This window comes from Ilyomonas limi, from assembly GCF_005233845.1.
GTDB classification, from domain to species: domain Bacteria; phylum Bacteroidota; class Bacteroidia; order Chitinophagales; family Chitinophagaceae; genus Ilyomonas; species Ilyomonas limi.
The window spans coordinates 813,900-830,302 of sequence record NZ_SZQL01000001.1 but is presented as its reverse complement, the minus strand read 5'-3'; the positions used below and the strand labels follow the sequence as shown (position 1 = coordinate 830,302).

The following is a 16,403-nucleotide window of genomic DNA, read 5'->3' as shown; positions in this document are numbered from 1 at the left end:
ATTATGACAAAATCTCTACCATTGCTTTGACTGTTCGCTTTATCTGCTTTGGCATCATTAGCACAAACTAATGCTTTTACTTTAAAAGAATGCTGGATCACCGGTGGAACAGGCATTGGAGCTGCCACACAAAACACAAAGTCGGTTGGACAAGACATGTGGGTGCAATTGGCTTACAGGTTGTCGGAGCGCATTTCCATTGCAACAGAGTTTGAAAATATAAATTACAAACAACGGGGTTATTATAAAAACTTACCGGTAGAACCAAACGAAGTGAATGTGCTCGACAATAATTTTTCTTTATTGTTTAAATATCATTTACCGCTCAAATCAAAATTAAAAGTGGCTGCTGCCAGTGGCTGGACCTATGCTATCAGGCAAAATGATTATTATATTTTTGAAGATGATGGCGTAGTGCAACATACATTTAAAAATGTAACCTCATTCAGCGATTATAGCATTCCGTTATTACTTGAAATCGAATACCCTATTTCAAAAACAATACATAACCATGCCAGAGGAAAATATAATTTACTTCGGCAAAATGGCAGTACCTATTCAACTGGTTTAGGACTATCATTGAAATTGTAGTTGCAGGAGGTTTTCTTCTCTATGATATACCTCTTTTAGCTGCCTTATGTGCCGGGAAAAACATGTGAAAAGGAAAACCAGTGCAGCACAAATGTGTTGTTGAAGACCACCAACACAGGCAGAAAGCAACAGATAAAATCCTGCTTCAGATGAGCACTATTTTTATCATTTTCCCGTTTCATTCCCAATTAAAAGCAGCTTGTTAAAACCTCCAAAACAGGCAAAATAAAACGTAACTTCAAGCCTAAAAATTTTTCACTCTGCTTTGGTACTGGCATTTCGGTTGCACCGCTATTGCCAAGCCCAAAACACTACCTACAAGTTTAAAAGATAACAAAAATGACAAATACAGGAATTGTCGGGATTTTACTCATTATTGCCAATGTTGCCTTTTCGTATAAAGGCTTTACCAGCAGTTTATTTTTTTATAAATACAACTTTGAGGTTGAGAAGATACTGGTTTACAAAGATTACAAGCGCCTGGTTACATCCGGCTTTTTACATGTCAACTGGATGCATCTCATTTTCAATATGCTTGCCTTGTATTTCTTTAGCGGGCCGGTAGAAAATTATCTCGGTCCAGTACAGTTTTTAATTATCTACTTTGCAAGCCTCGTTGGCGGCGATTTATTGTCGTTATTCATCCACAAAAACCAGAGCTTTTATAGTTCTGTAGGCGCATCCGGCGCTATTTGCGGAATTATCTTTGCTTCTATTGCTTTGTTTCCCGGCATGAGCATTGGATTATTTCCACTTTCTATTTCCATCCCTGGCTGGCTGTTTGGGATAGCGTATGTATTGTATTCTGTTTACGGTATCAAATCGCGCATAGGCAACAGCGGGCACGATGCACATCTGGGTGGTGCATTAATAGGTATGCTCGTGGCTTTATTATTTCATCCTGCTGCCTTTGCCCAAAATTATTTCACCATCCTGCTTATTGCAATACCTACCATTATATTCCTTTACTTAATTATTACAAGACCGCACGTTTTATTAATTGATAATGCTTTTTCAAGAGCCAGAAAAAACCATTATTCTATTGACCATAAGGTAAATGAAGAGAAAATAAACAGTCAAAAAGAAATAGACCGCATATTGGACAAAATAAATAAGCACGGAATGAGCAGCCTGAGCAGGCAGGAAAAAGAAAAGCTTAAACGATATTCACAGTCAGTTAAATAAAACAATGCAGCGGATAATTCATTCTCACCAGCGAAATGTATTATTGTAAAATATCAAAACAGCCATCTTTAAAAGCAGAAACTTTAAAGAAGGCTGTTTTAAGTTTACTATCACTTCCGATTAAGTAGCACAATATACGTGTAGTTTAAAGCCCGCAGCTCTATGTTTGCGGCTTGTAACTTGAGGCTTGCAGCTTATTTCCTTGCAATATCTGCCACACTTAATAGCCCGCTGCCATACCATCTTTTCGCGGGTCGGATGCACCATAATATACTTTTTGTACCGGATCGAATTGGATGCATTGATAACCACCAAAATCGCCGGGCGTACCGTGCACTATATTCTTATGCCCCATGTTTTGCAATGCCCTTATTGTTTCAAACGAGAAGCCCGATTCCAATGCAATCCTTTCCATGCCTTTTGTGCTGCCGGTTGGGTCGGCAGTGCCTAAAGGAAAGATACGGGGCGCATCACCGGCTTCCTGTATATTCATGCCAAAGTCAATGATGTTCATCAGCACCTGCACTTGCCCTATCGGCTGAAAGCTGCCGCCCATTACGCCAAAGCTCATATAAGGCTGGCCATCTTTGGTAACAAAGGCAGGAATGATGGTATGAAAAGGCCGCTTATGTGGCGCATACGAATTGTTGAATCCCGCCTTCAAATTGAATAGTGCACCGCGGTCTTGCAATACAAAGCCCAGTCCATCCGGCACCAGCTGAGAGCCAAAAGCATTGAAATTACTTTGTATCAGCGAAACCATATTACCTTCATCATCTGCTACAGTCAGATACACAGTTTCGCCTTTCTTTAATAAAGAATCACCGCTGGTAAACTCGTTTGCAGCGCTGTTAGTATCAATTAGTTTGCTCCATGCAATACCATACTGTTTAGAAATTAATTGCTGCACCGGAATGTTGGCAAAGTCGGGATCGGCAAAATACTTTGCACGGTCTTCGTAGGCGAGCCTCGTAGCTTCTGTAAGCAAATGCAGGTGGCTGGGGCTGCCATATGTGATATGACTAAAATCGAAAGGCTCCAAAATATTCAGCATTTGCAGTACGGTAATACCTTGTCCATTGGGTGGCAACTCCCACACTTCATAACCGCGGTAGGTGGTAGAAACCGGATCTATCCAATTGGAAGTATGATTTGCCAAATCTTTGGCAGACAAAAAACCACCCATCTTTTTCATGTAAGCATCAATAGCTTGCGCAATAGCTCCTTTATAAAAAACATCTCTGCCGCCTTTAGCAATTTTTTCCAACGAGTTAGCCAAATCAGGGTTCTTAAAAATATCGCCTTCTGCAGGTGGCTTTCCTTGTGGAAAATAAAGTGCCGATAAGTTTTTGGTATAAGGCTGCTCGTTGTTGGTAGTATGTATTATATTATCTGCTATCTGGTGTAAATAAAAGGCAAATTCATTGGCTACCGGAAAGCCGTTGCGGGCATAATTAATAGCCCCTGCCAGCACATCGGTCATGGGTAATTTTCCAAAACGGTTATGCAATTCAAACCAGCCATCCACACAACCGGGCACCGAAACCGAGAGTGGTCCGAATATGGGTATAAAGTCCAATTTCCGCTTTTTAAATTCATCGGGCGTTAAAGCATAAGGCGAGCGGCCGGAGGCATTCAGCCCATACAACTTCTTTGTTTTAGCATCATACACAATGGCAAATAAATCGCCGCCAATGCCATTCATGTCAGGATCAGTCACGCCCAATACCGCATTGGCTGCAATGGCAGCATCCACAGCAGTTCCACCTTTTTTCAGCACATCAATTGCAGTCATTGTTGCCAGCGGATGGCTGGTGCATGCCATGCCATGTTGCGCAATTACCATCGAGCGGGTATCAAAACCTCTTCCGGTTAGCCGATCCTGCGCATGTAGTTGTAAAGTGAGCGTAAACAAGCATATAAGTAAAGATAGCAGGCGTAATGGCTGTAGCATGATGGAATATTAAAGAGGTATCGAAATTAAGGAAATAATACAATGCTTATAAGCCATAAGAGCGGAAAAGACCTTATAAAAATAAGATTATACATTGTACTCGAACAACATTAAAAAGGAGTTCATACTACTTCCAAGCCACACAAGTTTTCTTTGAGAATGATCTAGCCTAAAACGTTATATAATAATGGAAGAAAGGATTGCAGCAATTTTGCTTTACACGGCATTCTATTTTTCAAATCTGTTTTTATTATTAAATTGGTTATCACTATTACAAATGTTTTCCTGAACTTTATGGTTGCAGCGGATTAGTACATAGTGCCAATTAAAGAACCACCTTAGTACCGGAGTAATTTATTTGCAGGCTGATTGCTGTACATTCTATTTCTGCAACTAACTGTCCATTTGTCTTTAAATGAGCTATCTTAATAGATTTTTCGGTTTAATTATGTACACATAAACACTGTTTCATCCTTTAAAAACAAACATACTATGGAAAATTTTATTCAGGGAATTGATGTAAGCCGCTGGCAGGGCACAAACATCAACTGGAATCACGTAAAAGAGGCAGGCTACCTGTATAGCTTTATGAAAGCAACAGATGGCAGCGCATATAAGCAGGCTTTTATTGATATTGCAAAAAAACAGGCAGATGATGCATTAAATGCAGCACTTAAGATAGGCTACTACCATTTTGCACATCCTGCGGCATTTCCTTCTATCCAGATGGATGCGTCTGACGAGGCCAACTTTTTTGTGGAAACTGTTTCCAAAGCTCTGCCCAAGCCCAACTTTCCATTGGTATTGGATTTTGAAGATGATAAAATATTGATGCGTTCGATTGATGTAGATGAATGGATTTCTATTTTTGCCAAAATAGTTCAGGATGCCGGTTATGAATTTATGATTTACACTTCAAAAAGTTATGCGGAACAACATTTGCCATCCAATCATCAATATGGCTCGCATCCTTTATGGTTGGCGCGGTATCCAACCATCATTAATTTAGATAATCCTCCACTGCCGCCAACCGGCTGGCTTGAATGGAAAATATGGCAATACAGCGAAAGCGGTGTGGTACAGGGAATACCGGGTAATGCAGTTGATTTAAACGTGATGAAAAACGACTTTTTTGATAAATACTGATGTTATAAAAGAGTCCTTTGCTGTATAAGCAAAATGCAGGTGTAAAGGAAAAGCTATCTCTGCAAAAGAATACCACATACGTCAGCTTTGTTTGCTTATATTATTCTACTTACTTAAGCTTTATTATTCAGCAGCCGTAATACCGTCAGGCGCAATGGCTTTTTGCCTAAATCAATAAAATATTTCTCGAACTTATGGTATACTATATAACTCAATGGCAGCGTAGTAAGAACCGTAGCAGCTATCAGTACATACGGAGAAACATTAGTGCCTGTTATCATTTTTAAGCTTAAATACACTACCGGGTGCATGAGATAAATAGCATAACTGATTTCGCCCATTGTATGCAACACCCATTTGGTACTTGCAGGTAAAAAATTAAAATCGGCAATATATACACAGTAGCAAAGTGCAGCGATATACCCTGTAAGCGCCAGCCGGGTATAGCCCGTTACCAGTACAACCGGCTCGCCTTGTACAGGGTAGAAGAAAATGAGTAACACCAATGCAATTATACCAAACGGTGCTATCTTTTTAAATATTGCAGGCGCCTCTTTCAGCGAAGCCAGCCCCATACCCAAAACAAATAAGAAAAACTGGTTAAGCACATTTACATAAGCAGCCCATTGTGCACCTAATGTTTGCGTTGATTGCAGCACATTAAATGAAAAGAAAATGAAAACGAGCAACGAAATAAAAATGCCCAGCCAGAGATATAATTTGTTTCTTTTTGCCAATAATAAGAATACCGGAAAAAACAGGTAAAAACAACACTCATTACCAATAGACCATGCACCATTGGCGATAAATACATCCGCACGAATAATACCGGGTAATACGGCAATATTACACAGCAGCTTGAAGTAAGAAACAGGTTGTTCGCTATCGAACAAATAGGTGAGTATGGTTGCCAACAACAAAAGTGGCACAATGCGGAAGATTCTTTTTTTATAAAATCCGCCTATGGCTTTTACACCAAATTTTTGTACATACACTTTATATAGCGTAAGCCCACTTAAAATATAAAAGATAGATACACCATAAATCTTGATTTTTGCCAATGCGGTGGAAGCATCCACTTCGCCAAAATTGAGTAGTTGCATGTGATAGCACATAATGCCTACCGCTGCAAGGCCACGCAAGTAATCGAGCGAATTGATTCTGTTTGTTGAAACTTTCAGTTGCATGAATAGATATTGAAAGTGAAGTAGTGAATGGTTAATGGTGAGTGTTCAGTGGTGAGTTGTTGTAAGTTGTAAAATTCACCATTCACTTCACCACTCACCACTATTAAAAACGGAACAATAAATCGTAGTTGAACTTAAAATGACGATAGCTTTCGCGCAGCAGGTGTACAATAATATTGTTGCTTTCGCGCCAGAAATTGCGCTTCATAGTACTGGGTTCGGCTACAGAATTCTTTTGAAAAAACAGGTTGCGGTAATCTTCATAAAACAGCGCTTTACCTTTGCCTTTTAAGAAAGACATCATCATACGATACTCTGTTACATCGCCTTTCACCCCTTCGGCATAACGACCAAACTTTTCTAAGAAATCACTTCTGCGTAAATGCGGATGATCACTATATACATAAAACTTTTTATACCCCGGCAACCACCAGGCAAACTGCATTTGAGCAAAGCCGTGCTTGTATGGCTTAAGGTAAGGATATTTGAAATAAGCATAAAAACGCACCACATCCGTATCTTCTTTCTCCTGCATTATCTCGAGTGCATGGGCAAAGTGCAAAGCAAAATCGTGCGCCGGTTCAAAATCTTCCTGCACATACAACGTAAAAGGTGTGCACACCGCATCTTGTCCTTTGTTGATGTTATTACCTAACCCTTTATTTACGGACGTAGTAATTATGCGAAAAGTATATTGCTTTTGCAGTTGCCACAAGTAATTTATATGCTCCGGTTTGCTGCCATCATCTGATACTACAATCTCTTCGAACACACAATTGATATTACTAAATGATTGCAGTAAATGCTCCAGAGAGCGGCTGCGGTTGTAATGCGTTACCAGCAGCGTTACACCTTTAAAAAAATGAACTTTGTTTGCCATTAATAAAGATTATATAAAGTGTTTTATTTGCTTAATGCGAGGTCGAATGTGCACTTCAACAGCTTGAATTTGAGATAAATGGCACGTATCATCAGTAGCACCGGTTTTTGACTTTCACGCCAGTTACTGCGGTTCATGGTGCTGGGTTCGGCAGCAGAGTTTCGCTGGTAAAACACTTTGGTAAAATCATCATAAAATAAGCCTTTGCCTTTGTGCTTAATAAAGGAAACGGCCATGCGATATTCCGTAATATCGCCTTTCACCCCTTCGGCATAACGACCAAACTTTTCTAAGAAATCACTTCTGCGTAAATGCGGATGATCACTATATACATAAAACTTTAAATGGTTGGTGTACCACGGTGCAGCATGAAATTTCATTTTGGAAAAGCCATTTCCAAAAGGCTTTTTGTATGGATAAGAAAAATAAGCGTACAGCCTTACAATATCTATATCGTTGCGTTGTTGCATAATATACAAAGCATCGCCAAAGGCTTGTGCAAACTGTTCAGATGGTTCAAAGTCTTCCTGCACATACAAGGTATAAGGCAGCGATACAGCATCTTGTCCTTTGTTGATATTGTTGCCCAAGCCCTTGTTTACCGGCGTTGTTACGAGTGTAAACACATATGTATGTTGTAGTTGTTGGATGTATGCTAAATGCTCCGGCTTGCTGCCATCGTCCGATACGACTATTTCACCAAAGCTGCATTGTAAATTTTTGAATGCTTGTAACAATCGCTCTAATGAACGGCTGCGGTTGCAATGTGTAATGAGTAAACTTACTTCGCTGAATGAATGCACACCGGGCAAATTGTACATGATGAATGATAATATTGGATTCGGCAACGAAGTTCTTTATTATTCCAAAGCAAACAAGGGATATGGTTTAATTATCACTTAAATAGCCATTAAACTAAGTTTAAGACTTTACAAATGAGCGTTATGTTTTCATTTTGTAACCAATAAACCCTCAACTTTGACAAAGCAACAACTGTATATTATTTATCCAATATCAACACTATAGAATATGATATCCAATATCCGCGAAAAAATACAAAACAAACATTTTTTATCGCTTGCAGGTAATGGCGTTATGTCGTTGCTGGGCATGGCAACAGTAGCATTGTTGTATCGCGCATTATCACTGAATGATATTGGTATATGGGTATTTTTTCAAACTACAGTATTGCTGGCCGATACGTTTCGCTCCGGCTTTTTAACTACTGCCTTTATAAAATTTTACGCGGGTGCCACACCGCAGCGCAGTGCCGAAGTAGCGGGGTCAGCGTGGTATATTGCTACATTTATTACCGGTATTTTAGCTTTGCTTAACGCACCTGCCTTTTTGTTTTTACACCATATTTCCAATCCCGGATTGTTCCTGTTTTGCAAATGGTTTGGTATTGCGTTCATTTGCACCTTGCCCACTTTTATGGCTACCTGTGTGTTGCAGGGCGAGCAGCGTTTCGACCGAATGCTGTACATCCGGTTTATCAACCAGGGATCGTTTATTTTGTTTGTTGCAGTATTAATGTTTTTGCATAAAGCCAGCCTGGAAACTACTGTGTATGCTTATCTCATTTCATCGCTGCTCACCAGCATTTTTGCCATTGCAGCAGGCTGGTCGGGCATACGGCATTTTGCACGCCGCAGCAAAGAAAGTATTAGTGAAATATTTCATTTTGGCAAGTACAGCGTAGGTACTACATTAAGCTCCAATATGTTCCGCACTTCCGATACATATATCATCAACTTCATGCTGGGCGCTCCTGCACTGGCGGTGTACAATATTGGCCTGCGGTTGATGGAAGTAGTGGAAATTCCGCTACGCAGTTTTGCTGCTACCGGTATGCCTGAATTATCGGCCGCCTACAACAGCCATCGCAGCGGCGAAGTGATTAACGTGATGAAAAAATATGCAGGTATGCTCACTGTTGCTTTGGTACCCGCGTTCATCGTGTCGGTACTGTGCGCCGATTTTGCTGTTGCGCTCATAGGCGGCGGCAAGTATGCACATACCGAAGCAGCCAACGTGCTACGCATCTTTATGGGCTTTGCACTACTGTATCCTATCGACCGCTTTTTTGCCCTCACTATTGATGTGATACATCAGCCCAAAATCAACTTCATCAAAGTGCTCATTATGCTGGCAGGTAATATATTAGGCGACTTTGCCGGCGTATGGATGTTTGGTAATATTTATGGTGTGGCACTTACTACCGTATTGCCTACGCTTATTGGCGTTTTAATTGGCAATTGGGCACTGCAACGTTATCATCCGTTCAGTTTTTTCTCTGTTTTTAGTACCGGCTTTACCGAAGTAAAAGCGTTAATAAAAAAGGGATTGCCAAAGCGGAGTATAACAGGGCAGGTGGCGCTTAAGTAAAGGCTCGTATGTGTTTCTTAAATCCCAACGGCATCGGAGCAAAGCAATAATGTAGAGTAAACGTTCGAGACCGTTATATACAGTTTATTATGTATAATACAAAACAGGCATCTCGTTATAATGAGACGCCTGTTTTGTATAAATAAGCAATAAAAGTTACACCAGGTTTTTCTTAATATAAGCAATGCTCTTTGTAATGCTGTCGAATGGTGAGCCAGGCGTTTGATCCTGCTCTACAAAGAAATATTTCAACCCTGCTTTATCAGCATATTTGAAGATGTTTTTAAAATCAATAACCCCGTTACCTACCTCGGTAAAGTTGTGTTGCGGCGTATTATCCATGTCTTTTACATGCCACAATGGAAAACGTCCCGGATGCTCGTTGAACAGTTTAACTGCATCTTGTCCAGCTTTATTCACCCAGTAAATGTCCATTTCCATCTTCACCAACTCCTTATCTGTTTCGTTGAGCAATACATCGTATGGATATTGGTCATTCTGCTTGTCAAACTCAAAATCATGATTGTGGTAGCAAAGCTGGATACCCGATTTCTTACATGTTTCACCTGCTTTATTCAAATAGGTAGCTAATTGTTTGTAATGGTCCAATCCGCCGCGCTCGCTGGGTGCCAGCCAGGCACACACCATGTATTTAATACCTACGGCTGCGGCATCATCCACCGCTTTTTGCCAGTCGTGCAGGATGGTGCCTTGTACATCTGTGCCGTTTTCCTGTTCTTCGCCCAGGCGGTAGTGCGCACTCGGCATAATCAAGCCATTTTTTTGTACCAGTTGCTTAAAGGCAGTAGCGTCCATGCCATAAAACTTTTGTGTGCCGGTGTAGGTAGCGCCTTCTACCGAGTTGTAACCAATTTGCGCCACCCGGGCGAGCGTTCCCGCGGGGTCAGATGCCATTGCATCGCGCACCGTGTACAACTGCAAGCCGATAAGCGATTTATCGTATTTGAATAATGATGGCTTAATAAACAAGGCCGCCGACAGCAAAGAGGCAGACTTTACAAAGTCTCTTCTGGAGGTTATCATAGTGCGATTTTTAAATATAGAGTGGTAAGCAAATGCTTCAATTTCTTAAACTGCATGAAATTAACGGAAAGCTATAGAATGCAAAAAAGAATAATAGTTTAATGAACACTTATTTTTAGATAAATGCATTCTGATAATGCGACTGCAAGCGAAGCAATCTGTGGATTGTATTAAAGTCACTATGATAGCTTAGTGGTAAAACATTAACCTGTCGCCAGGTTCAAGAACCAAACAGGTTAGCCCTTCAGGTGGCTCATGCTGATTTTACCACAGTTCACAGATTGCTTCGCCCGCGCTCGCAATGACGACAACTGCACTACTTTCAAATCACAAACCCATGCTGTAATAATCTGCTATCTATGCTAGCTCTTATATCTTTTCCTTGCTTTTGTACCTTTTTACTTATTCTTCTTTTTAAAATATCCTCTCAGCAAAAAGTTGTGCTGCAGCGCTTCTAAGTCTTCATCCAGCTTCTCGCTGCCCGATTCTAAATTCATAATGGTATTTTTTAGTGCTTTGCCAGCTTCCACATCGTTTAATAAAACGCCGGGTATATTGGCGGTATCGTGCAGCCGGTCGCTGGCAGCTTTGAGGTTGTCGGTTATTTGCGATGCAGTAGTAGTTACATCGCGCAACTGGGTAAGCGTACCTTTCAGCACATTGAACAGCGTAGTGTCGGTAGCCAGTTTATTAGCCAGCGAACCTTCCGTATTCAGCCGTGTAGTAAATGCTTCAAGATTTGTCAGTACCGTTCTGCTTGTTTGCGCAGCAGCCTGAAAATTATTCATGGTTGCCTGCAAACTGTTCATAGAAGCGTTTAATTTTCTTGCCATGGATGCGTTGTTCAGCAAATAACCAATAGTACCTGAGCCGCTGTCTATCTTTCTGCTGATACTTTTAAAGGAGTTGGTGATTTCCAGCAGGTTTTGATTGTTGGATTGCAGTGTTGACAGCATACTATCGGTGCTGATTGTTTTTTCAACCGCTAAAAAACCATCATCCTGCACCTGCGGCGCACCGGGTGTGCCACCATAAATAACTACTATTTTATTGCCAATAAAGCTTTCCGAACCAATCTTTGCAAAGGCATCTTTATGGATGTGTGGCTCAATAGATTTTTCAAGGTTCATAGATACCAGCACCTTTGTATTGTTGTAAAAACTTATTTTGCGTACAGTACCTATTTTCACGCCGGAGAGCCACACATTATTGCCTGCCTGCAGGCCACTTACATCATCAAAAATGGCATTGACGGTAAAGCCCTTTACAAATGTCTTTTTTTGCCCGCCAAGTGTAAATACAGCCACCACCAGTATTACCAAACCCAGCAGTATAAAAATGCCTACGACTACCGGGCGTCTATTTTTTGTAGCTTTCATAATTTATACATTAATGCTTTACAATCATCTCAATTATTCATAACAACCGGCAATTAATAATCTACTTTATCACCGGTAAAGTTGTAATTATAAAAGTTCTTTATTCTTTCATCATCTACAGCAAATACTTCTTCAAAAGTGCCTTGTGCCAAAAACCTGCCATCCAGCAGTATAGCTATGCGGTTGCCAGTAGTTTTGGCGCAAGTCAAATCGTGCGTAATAACAATCGCACTCGTGTTGTACTGCTCGCGCACTTCATTAATCAGGCTGTTAATTTCCACACTGGTAATGGGATCCAACCCCGCAGTCGGCTCGTCGTACAACATAATCTCCGGCTTCAGTATCAGCGTTCTTGCAATGCCAATACGCTTGCGCTGGCCGCCCGAAAGTTCTGCCGGCATTTGGTTGATGGTTTGCAATAGCCCAACATTATCCAGTACTTCTTCTACCGCGCTGTCTATCTCCTGCCGTGTAAGGTTTGGCTTGTTGCGCACCAGCGGAAACTCCAGGTTTTCGCGTACCGTCATACTATCATACAAGGCACTGTTTTGAAAAGAAAAACCAATACGCAGTCGCAATGCACGCAGTTCTTCAGCGTTCAGTTTATCCACTTCTTCTCCCAGCACCTGCACAATGCCGCTATCGGGTTTCAGCAGGCCTGATATAATTTTTATCAACACCGATTTACCTGTACCGGAGCGCCCCAGTACCGCCATATTTTCGCCCTGAAACACATCAATATCCACACCGTTGAGCACGGTAAGCGCACCAAACGATTTCCTGAGATTTTGTATATGTATAACCGCATTGTTGCGGTTGATTTGTACCGGCTTATGTTCCATTATTTTATTTTCTGCTTGCACTGTTTATTTTATTCAAACTCATCGCGCACTATTATTTACCTGCTATTATTTCTTTTATCCAAAACACTTTATATACATTATCCAATTTCTATGTACTCTTCAACCCACAACCAACAACTTACTACAATCATCTTATTGCATTTACAAACTGCACCACTATCATTTCTTCTATAAATATCAAAAACATCGAAACCACCACCGCAGTATTGGCGGCTTTGCCCACACCCTGCGTACCATTAGATGCATGATACCCCTGGTAACAACCGGTAATGCCAATAGTAAAACCATACAGCACCGACTTTAATACCGATGAACTGATATCGAGAAAGGAAATAGTGCTGAATGCACTTTGAAAAAACGCTTTAAAACTTGTTTGCTCATTGGCATATACATTTAAAAAAGAACCCAACATACCTACAAAACCAGTGTACAGCATGAGTATAGGTACCATTACCGATGTAGCAATCACACGGCTGACCACCAGGAATTTAAAAGGATTGGTTGCCGAAACTTCCATGGCATCTATCTGCTCGGTCACTTTCATAGAGCCTAATTCGGCGCCTATATTGGAGCCAACTTTGCCGGCAGTGATGAGCGCCGTAACGAGTGGCGCCAGTGCACGGATAATGGCTATAGAAATGAGCGAAGGCAGCCACGAAGAGGCGCCAAATGTTTCCAGCGATGGACGGGATTGCTTGGTAAAAACAAGTCCGGTAATAAAACCTGTGAGCGAAATGAGGGGCAGCGACTTGTAACCTATTTCGTAGCACTGCCGTATTATTTCTTTCCACTCGTAGGGTGGCACAAATGCTTCTTTAAAAAAACGGGCAATAAACTTATATACACGATAAATATTTATAAAAAAGTCATCTGCCTTTTTAGACAGCACATATTTTTTTGATGGGACAGCACTTGCATCTTCGTTACTTGTGTTCATATAGGAATGGCTTAGTTGCTGAATTAAAGCACATTATTAATACTAATTTAGTGCCACTTACAGCAGCCGCACGGTAGCGCTTACCAGAAACCCGCCCGATAATTTGTAAGCCAGCTATTATACAATAGCTGTAAATTTTTAGCTGCTATTATGCCGATGAAAAAAATTGTACAGCTTTACAGAGTTGTTTTGGCAATGTTTACCGCACCCGGTAACAGAATTGTAATACCATAAATTATTAAATACAATGGAAACAAACGAGATACAGGAAATATTTGAAGCACAAAATGCACAACTAAAAAGGCTGCACAATATTGTGGCAAAGACAATGGAGGAAGAAGGGCTGATTGTGAATAACCTTAAAAATCCACCGCAGGAAATTTTATCGCGTGGGCAAAAAATATCGGATAAGGTGGCGCGCTTTGGAGGTAGCTGGAAGTTTATCATTACGTTTACTGCCATACTGATTGTATGGATAGTATTCAACACGCTGGCTTTAACGGCTTTTCGCTTTGATCCCTATCCGTTTATTTTAATGAACCTCGTTCTTTCTTGCATTGCCGCTTTGCAGGCGCCTATTATTATGATGAGCCAAAACCGGCAGGAAGAAAAAGACCGTATGCGCGCCGAAAACGACTATATGATAAATCTGAAAGCAGAACTGGAGGTAAGAAGTTTGCATGAGAAAATGGACTTGCTGCTGGAAGAGCAAATCAAAACCCTGTATGCCATACAGGAAAAACAGTTTAACCTGTTGAACGAAGTGCACAATAAAATAGCCATTTTATGTGCAAACCTGCCATCAGAAAATAAATGAGAATTGCATACAGATTATGCAACAGTAAGCTCTACAGCCGTAACCGACGCCGGTGAGAAGCTAAAAGGCGCATCTATATCAACATTTCTTTCTTTTGGCTTCATTGGATCATTGGCTGCAGACATAATTTCAATTGTTGGGTCGGCCGCAATTTCATAAGCTTTGCCCGATGTGATACGCATATTACTTACATGAAATGAAGTATCCACTGCTTTGGTGCGGTTGGTATTTACTACGTGTAAAAAGATAGTATTGCCGGTGCGGCTGGATGTAACATCCAAATCTGCCGGCATACCTTTTACGCCAACAAAATCCTTTCCGGTATGATGCCTGTACAGGTGCATCACCTTTGCCGTAGGCATCATAAATGCTTCGCCATGAGGCACCGGAATCATTACGGCATTTACCTGCCAGCGGGTGCCGCAGAAGTCAGCCATAGTCCCAATTTTCAATACATCGCCATTGCGCTCGTGCAGATTCATGATTCTGCCATAAGATACGCCGGCAGCCCACGACGACAGCACTTCGCAACGGTTTCTACCTTCAATGCTGTAGTGACATTCGGTTAAAGCTAATGGTATGTTGTAAGCGGCTGTTTCTTCGCGCATTTTATTTATCTTTTTTTCGTGCACCTTATAGCCATTCATCAATACTTCCCAGGTAGCCGCCGGATCTTTCCGGTACTCATTGTTGCGCACGGGTGAATCTTTTATGCCTTCGCCGGGATCGAACATGTGATGAAAAGCAATATAGTTGATGTGCTGTCCGGCCTCTTCTACCAGTATTTTCGACCAGCCGCTATCGCCCCAGCCAATAAGCTTTAAGTTGGGGTCAATGGCACGCATGGCTTTTGCAAATTCCACCGTTTTTTTTGCAGCCGTAAGATTGTCAAAACCTTTGCCGGGACGGTAAGACGTTTCGTTGCCCAACTGCCAATAGTTGATGGTTAAAGGCGCTTTAAAGCCATGACTGATTCTTTCTTTGTTAGAAGGATTGTTGCAGTAATCTACCCATGCAGCCGCTTCTTTACTGTCGCCAACCCGGTTCTCGCCCTTGCCATTAACAGCATATCGTGGCAAACCATCCGATTCAAAATTGACACATACCAAAGGATCGGCATTGCCAATGCGCCTGCAAAAATCTACAAATTCTGCAGTACCAATCTGGTTGGTTTCTATGCCACCCCAATCGGTATTGAGCAGTGGCACTCTTTTATCGCGTGGGCCTACGGCTTCGCGCCATTTGTAATATGCACTAAAGTTGCCACCCCAGCGCATCATAGCGGGCGACAATTCTTTGGTTACTTCAATAATAGTAGGTTTCCAGTCTTCCTTTGCATGATCCCAGGCCGCTTCTACAGAGCTATCGGTTGTGCCGAGTGGCTCCATAAACTGCATATACAAGTGCGAACTTAAAGAAAACAATGGCTTTGGGTCTATTTCAATAGTAGTCTGGGAAGGACGGAGTACCGATGCTGCTACACTGTTGCTTACTGCAATGGATGCACTACTTAATCCTGTCATTTTAATAAAGCTTCTTCTCTGCATATTATATGGCTGTTGTTAGAAAATAAAACATAGCATGTTACAAACTTCCCATACTGATAAGCGTATGTTTAATAAAGGAGTCGCAACTATTATGAGTTGTGAGTAAAGATAGGGAGTGTGATGAATAATGCAGATTGCTTATATCGTATAACGGTTTAAATAAATTATGTAAGCTGCGGGCAGTGAGTCTTGAGCTGAGCGTAACGAGCAAACAGCCTGGTACGTTACTTAATTGAAAATAATACCGGCGGGTAACACGTAAGTAATAAAAAGCCTGATAAGACTACCAGGCAACATTACACATGAAAAAAGCTTTCCGTCACAAATGTCGCAAGGAGATGGAAACTCAGCGGCAACAGTGTGTTAAGTAATTAAGAAGTTTTAGGCAGCAAATTATAAATCAAAGTTTATGCAGAGAATGATTTTTCTGTAATCCACAAATGCTCCTTCTCGCCAACCTGCAAGATGACAAAAGCAATCTTTAA

Annotated in this window: 14 protein-coding genes; 5 read left to right on the top strand and 9 right to left on the bottom strand. The window is 41.2% G+C overall.

The annotated features are described in order from the left end of the window. The first annotated feature begins 48 nt into the window (after positions 1–48). The gene (locus FC093_RS03240; protein WP_137260279.1) at positions 49–591 is read left to right on the top strand and encodes a hypothetical protein; all 543 of its coding nucleotides are present in this window, start codon (positions 49–51) and stop codon (positions 589–591) included. Positions 592–930: 339 nt separating this feature from the next. Beyond that, the gene (locus tag FC093_RS03235; RefSeq protein ID WP_137260278.1) at positions 931–1,776 is read left to right on the top strand and encodes a rhomboid family intramembrane serine protease; all 846 of its coding nucleotides are present in this window, start codon (positions 931–933) and stop codon (positions 1,774–1,776) included. Between the two features lie 220 nt (positions 1,777–1,996). Here FC093_RS03235 and ggt read toward each other — a convergent pair whose 3' ends face one another. Then, positions 1,997–3,730: a gamma-glutamyltransferase gene (ggt, locus tag FC093_RS03230; protein ID WP_137260277.1), complete on the bottom strand. Its 1,734-nt coding sequence runs from the start codon at positions 3,728–3,730 to the stop codon at positions 1,997–1,999. Between the two features lie 492 nt (positions 3,731–4,222). On the opposite strand from ggt, the gene FC093_RS03225 reads away from it, so the two are divergent. After that, positions 4,223–4,876 (top strand): glycoside hydrolase family 25 protein, encoded by a 654-nt coding sequence (locus tag FC093_RS03225; protein WP_137260276.1) that lies wholly within the window; start codon positions 4,223–4,225, stop codon positions 4,874–4,876. 113 nt (positions 4,877–4,989) lie between these two features. Here FC093_RS03225 and FC093_RS03220 read toward each other — a convergent pair whose 3' ends face one another. From FC093_RS03220 to FC093_RS03210, 3 genes are all read right to left on the bottom strand, one after another. Further along, entirely contained in the window at positions 4,990–6,063 is a 1,074-nt protein-coding gene (locus FC093_RS03220; RefSeq protein ID WP_137260275.1) for an acyltransferase family protein, read from the bottom strand. A 103-nt stretch (positions 6,064–6,166) separates the two neighbouring features. Continuing rightward, positions 6,167–6,943 carry a glycosyltransferase family A protein gene (locus FC093_RS03215; protein WP_137260274.1) on the bottom strand — a complete coding sequence of 259 codons (777 nt, stop codon included), beginning with the start codon at positions 6,941–6,943 and terminating at the stop codon, positions 6,167–6,169. A gap of 23 nt (positions 6,944–6,966) precedes the next feature. Then, positions 6,967–7,764, bottom strand: a complete 798-nt coding sequence (locus FC093_RS03210) for a glycosyltransferase family 2 protein (RefSeq protein WP_137260273.1) — start codon at positions 7,762–7,764, stop codon at positions 6,967–6,969. A gap of 208 nt (positions 7,765–7,972) precedes the next feature. Here FC093_RS03210 and FC093_RS03205 point away from each other — a divergent pair, with 208 nt between their 5' ends. Continuing rightward, positions 7,973–9,331, top strand: coding sequence for a lipopolysaccharide biosynthesis protein (locus FC093_RS03205; protein WP_137260272.1), 1,359 nt, complete (start codon positions 7,973–7,975; stop codon positions 9,329–9,331). A gap of 156 nt (positions 9,332–9,487) precedes the next feature. On the opposite strand, the gene FC093_RS03200 is transcribed toward FC093_RS03205, so the two are convergent. The 4 genes from FC093_RS03200 to FC093_RS03185 form a co-directional block, all read right to left on the bottom strand. Continuing rightward, positions 9,488–10,375: a sugar phosphate isomerase/epimerase family protein gene (locus FC093_RS03200; RefSeq protein ID WP_240743163.1), complete on the bottom strand. Its 888-nt coding sequence runs from the start codon at positions 10,373–10,375 to the stop codon at positions 9,488–9,490. 398 nt (positions 10,376–10,773) lie between these two features. Further along, complete coding sequence (locus FC093_RS03195) at positions 10,774–11,754, bottom strand: MlaD family protein (RefSeq protein ID WP_137260271.1); 981 nt, start codon at positions 11,752–11,754, stop codon at positions 10,774–10,776. 53 nt (positions 11,755–11,807) lie between these two features. Continuing rightward, positions 11,808–12,596: an ABC transporter ATP-binding protein gene (locus tag FC093_RS03190; protein WP_137260270.1), complete on the bottom strand. Its 789-nt coding sequence runs from the start codon at positions 12,594–12,596 to the stop codon at positions 11,808–11,810. Between the two features lie 148 nt (positions 12,597–12,744). After that, the gene (locus tag FC093_RS03185) at positions 12,745–13,554 is read right to left on the bottom strand and encodes an MlaE family ABC transporter permease (RefSeq protein ID WP_137260269.1); all 810 of its coding nucleotides are present in this window, start codon (positions 13,552–13,554) and stop codon (positions 12,745–12,747) included. A gap of 247 nt (positions 13,555–13,801) precedes the next feature. On the opposite strand from FC093_RS03185, the gene FC093_RS03180 reads away from it, so the two are divergent. Next, positions 13,802–14,371, top strand: coding sequence for a DUF1003 domain-containing protein (locus FC093_RS03180; protein ID WP_137260268.1), 570 nt, complete (start codon positions 13,802–13,804; stop codon positions 14,369–14,371). Between the two features lie 14 nt (positions 14,372–14,385). Here FC093_RS03180 and FC093_RS03175 read toward each other — a convergent pair whose 3' ends face one another. Further along, on the bottom strand, positions 14,386–15,918 hold the full coding sequence (locus tag FC093_RS03175; RefSeq protein ID WP_137260267.1) for an alpha-L-arabinofuranosidase C-terminal domain-containing protein: 1,533 nt from the start codon (positions 15,916–15,918) through the stop codon (positions 14,386–14,388). Positions 15,919–16,403 lie beyond the last annotated feature (485 nt).

Bases quoted from the DNA above. Each gene is read 5' to 3' on its own strand.
- FC093_RS03235 (WP_137260278.1), top strand. From the start codon at position 931: ATGACAAATACAGGAATTGTCGGGATTTTACTCATTATTGCCAATGTT.
- ggt (WP_137260277.1), bottom strand. From the start codon at position 3,730: ATGCTACAGCCATTACGCCTGCTATCTTTACTTATATGCTTGTTTACG.
- FC093_RS03225 (WP_137260276.1), top strand. From the start codon at position 4,223: ATGGAAAATTTTATTCAGGGAATTGATGTAAGCCGCTGGCAGGGCACA.
- FC093_RS03220 (WP_137260275.1), bottom strand. From the start codon at position 6,063: ATGCAACTGAAAGTTTCAACAAACAGAATCAATTCGCTCGATTACTTG.
- FC093_RS03215 (WP_137260274.1), bottom strand. From the start codon at position 6,943: ATGGCAAACAAAGTTCATTTTTTTAAAGGTGTAACGCTGCTGGTAACG.
- FC093_RS03210 (WP_137260273.1), bottom strand. From the start codon at position 7,764: ATGTACAATTTGCCCGGTGTGCATTCATTCAGCGAAGTAAGTTTACTC.
- FC093_RS03205 (WP_137260272.1), top strand. From the start codon at position 7,973: ATGATATCCAATATCCGCGAAAAAATACAAAACAAACATTTTTTATCG.
- FC093_RS03200 (WP_240743163.1), bottom strand. From the start codon at position 10,375: ATGATAACCTCCAGAAGAGACTTTGTAAAGTCTGCCTCTTTGCTGTCG.
- FC093_RS03195 (WP_137260271.1), bottom strand. From the start codon at position 11,754: ATGAAAGCTACAAAAAATAGACGCCCGGTAGTCGTAGGCATTTTTATA.
- FC093_RS03190 (WP_137260270.1), bottom strand. From the start codon at position 12,596: ATGGAACATAAGCCGGTACAAATCAACCGCAACAATGCGGTTATACAT.
- FC093_RS03185 (WP_137260269.1), bottom strand. From the start codon at position 13,554: ATGAACACAAGTAACGAAGATGCAAGTGCTGTCCCATCAAAAAAATAT.
- FC093_RS03180 (WP_137260268.1), top strand. From the start codon at position 13,802: ATGGAAACAAACGAGATACAGGAAATATTTGAAGCACAAAATGCACAA.
- FC093_RS03175 (WP_137260267.1), bottom strand. From the start codon at position 15,918: ATGCAGAGAAGAAGCTTTATTAAAATGACAGGATTAAGTAGTGCATCC.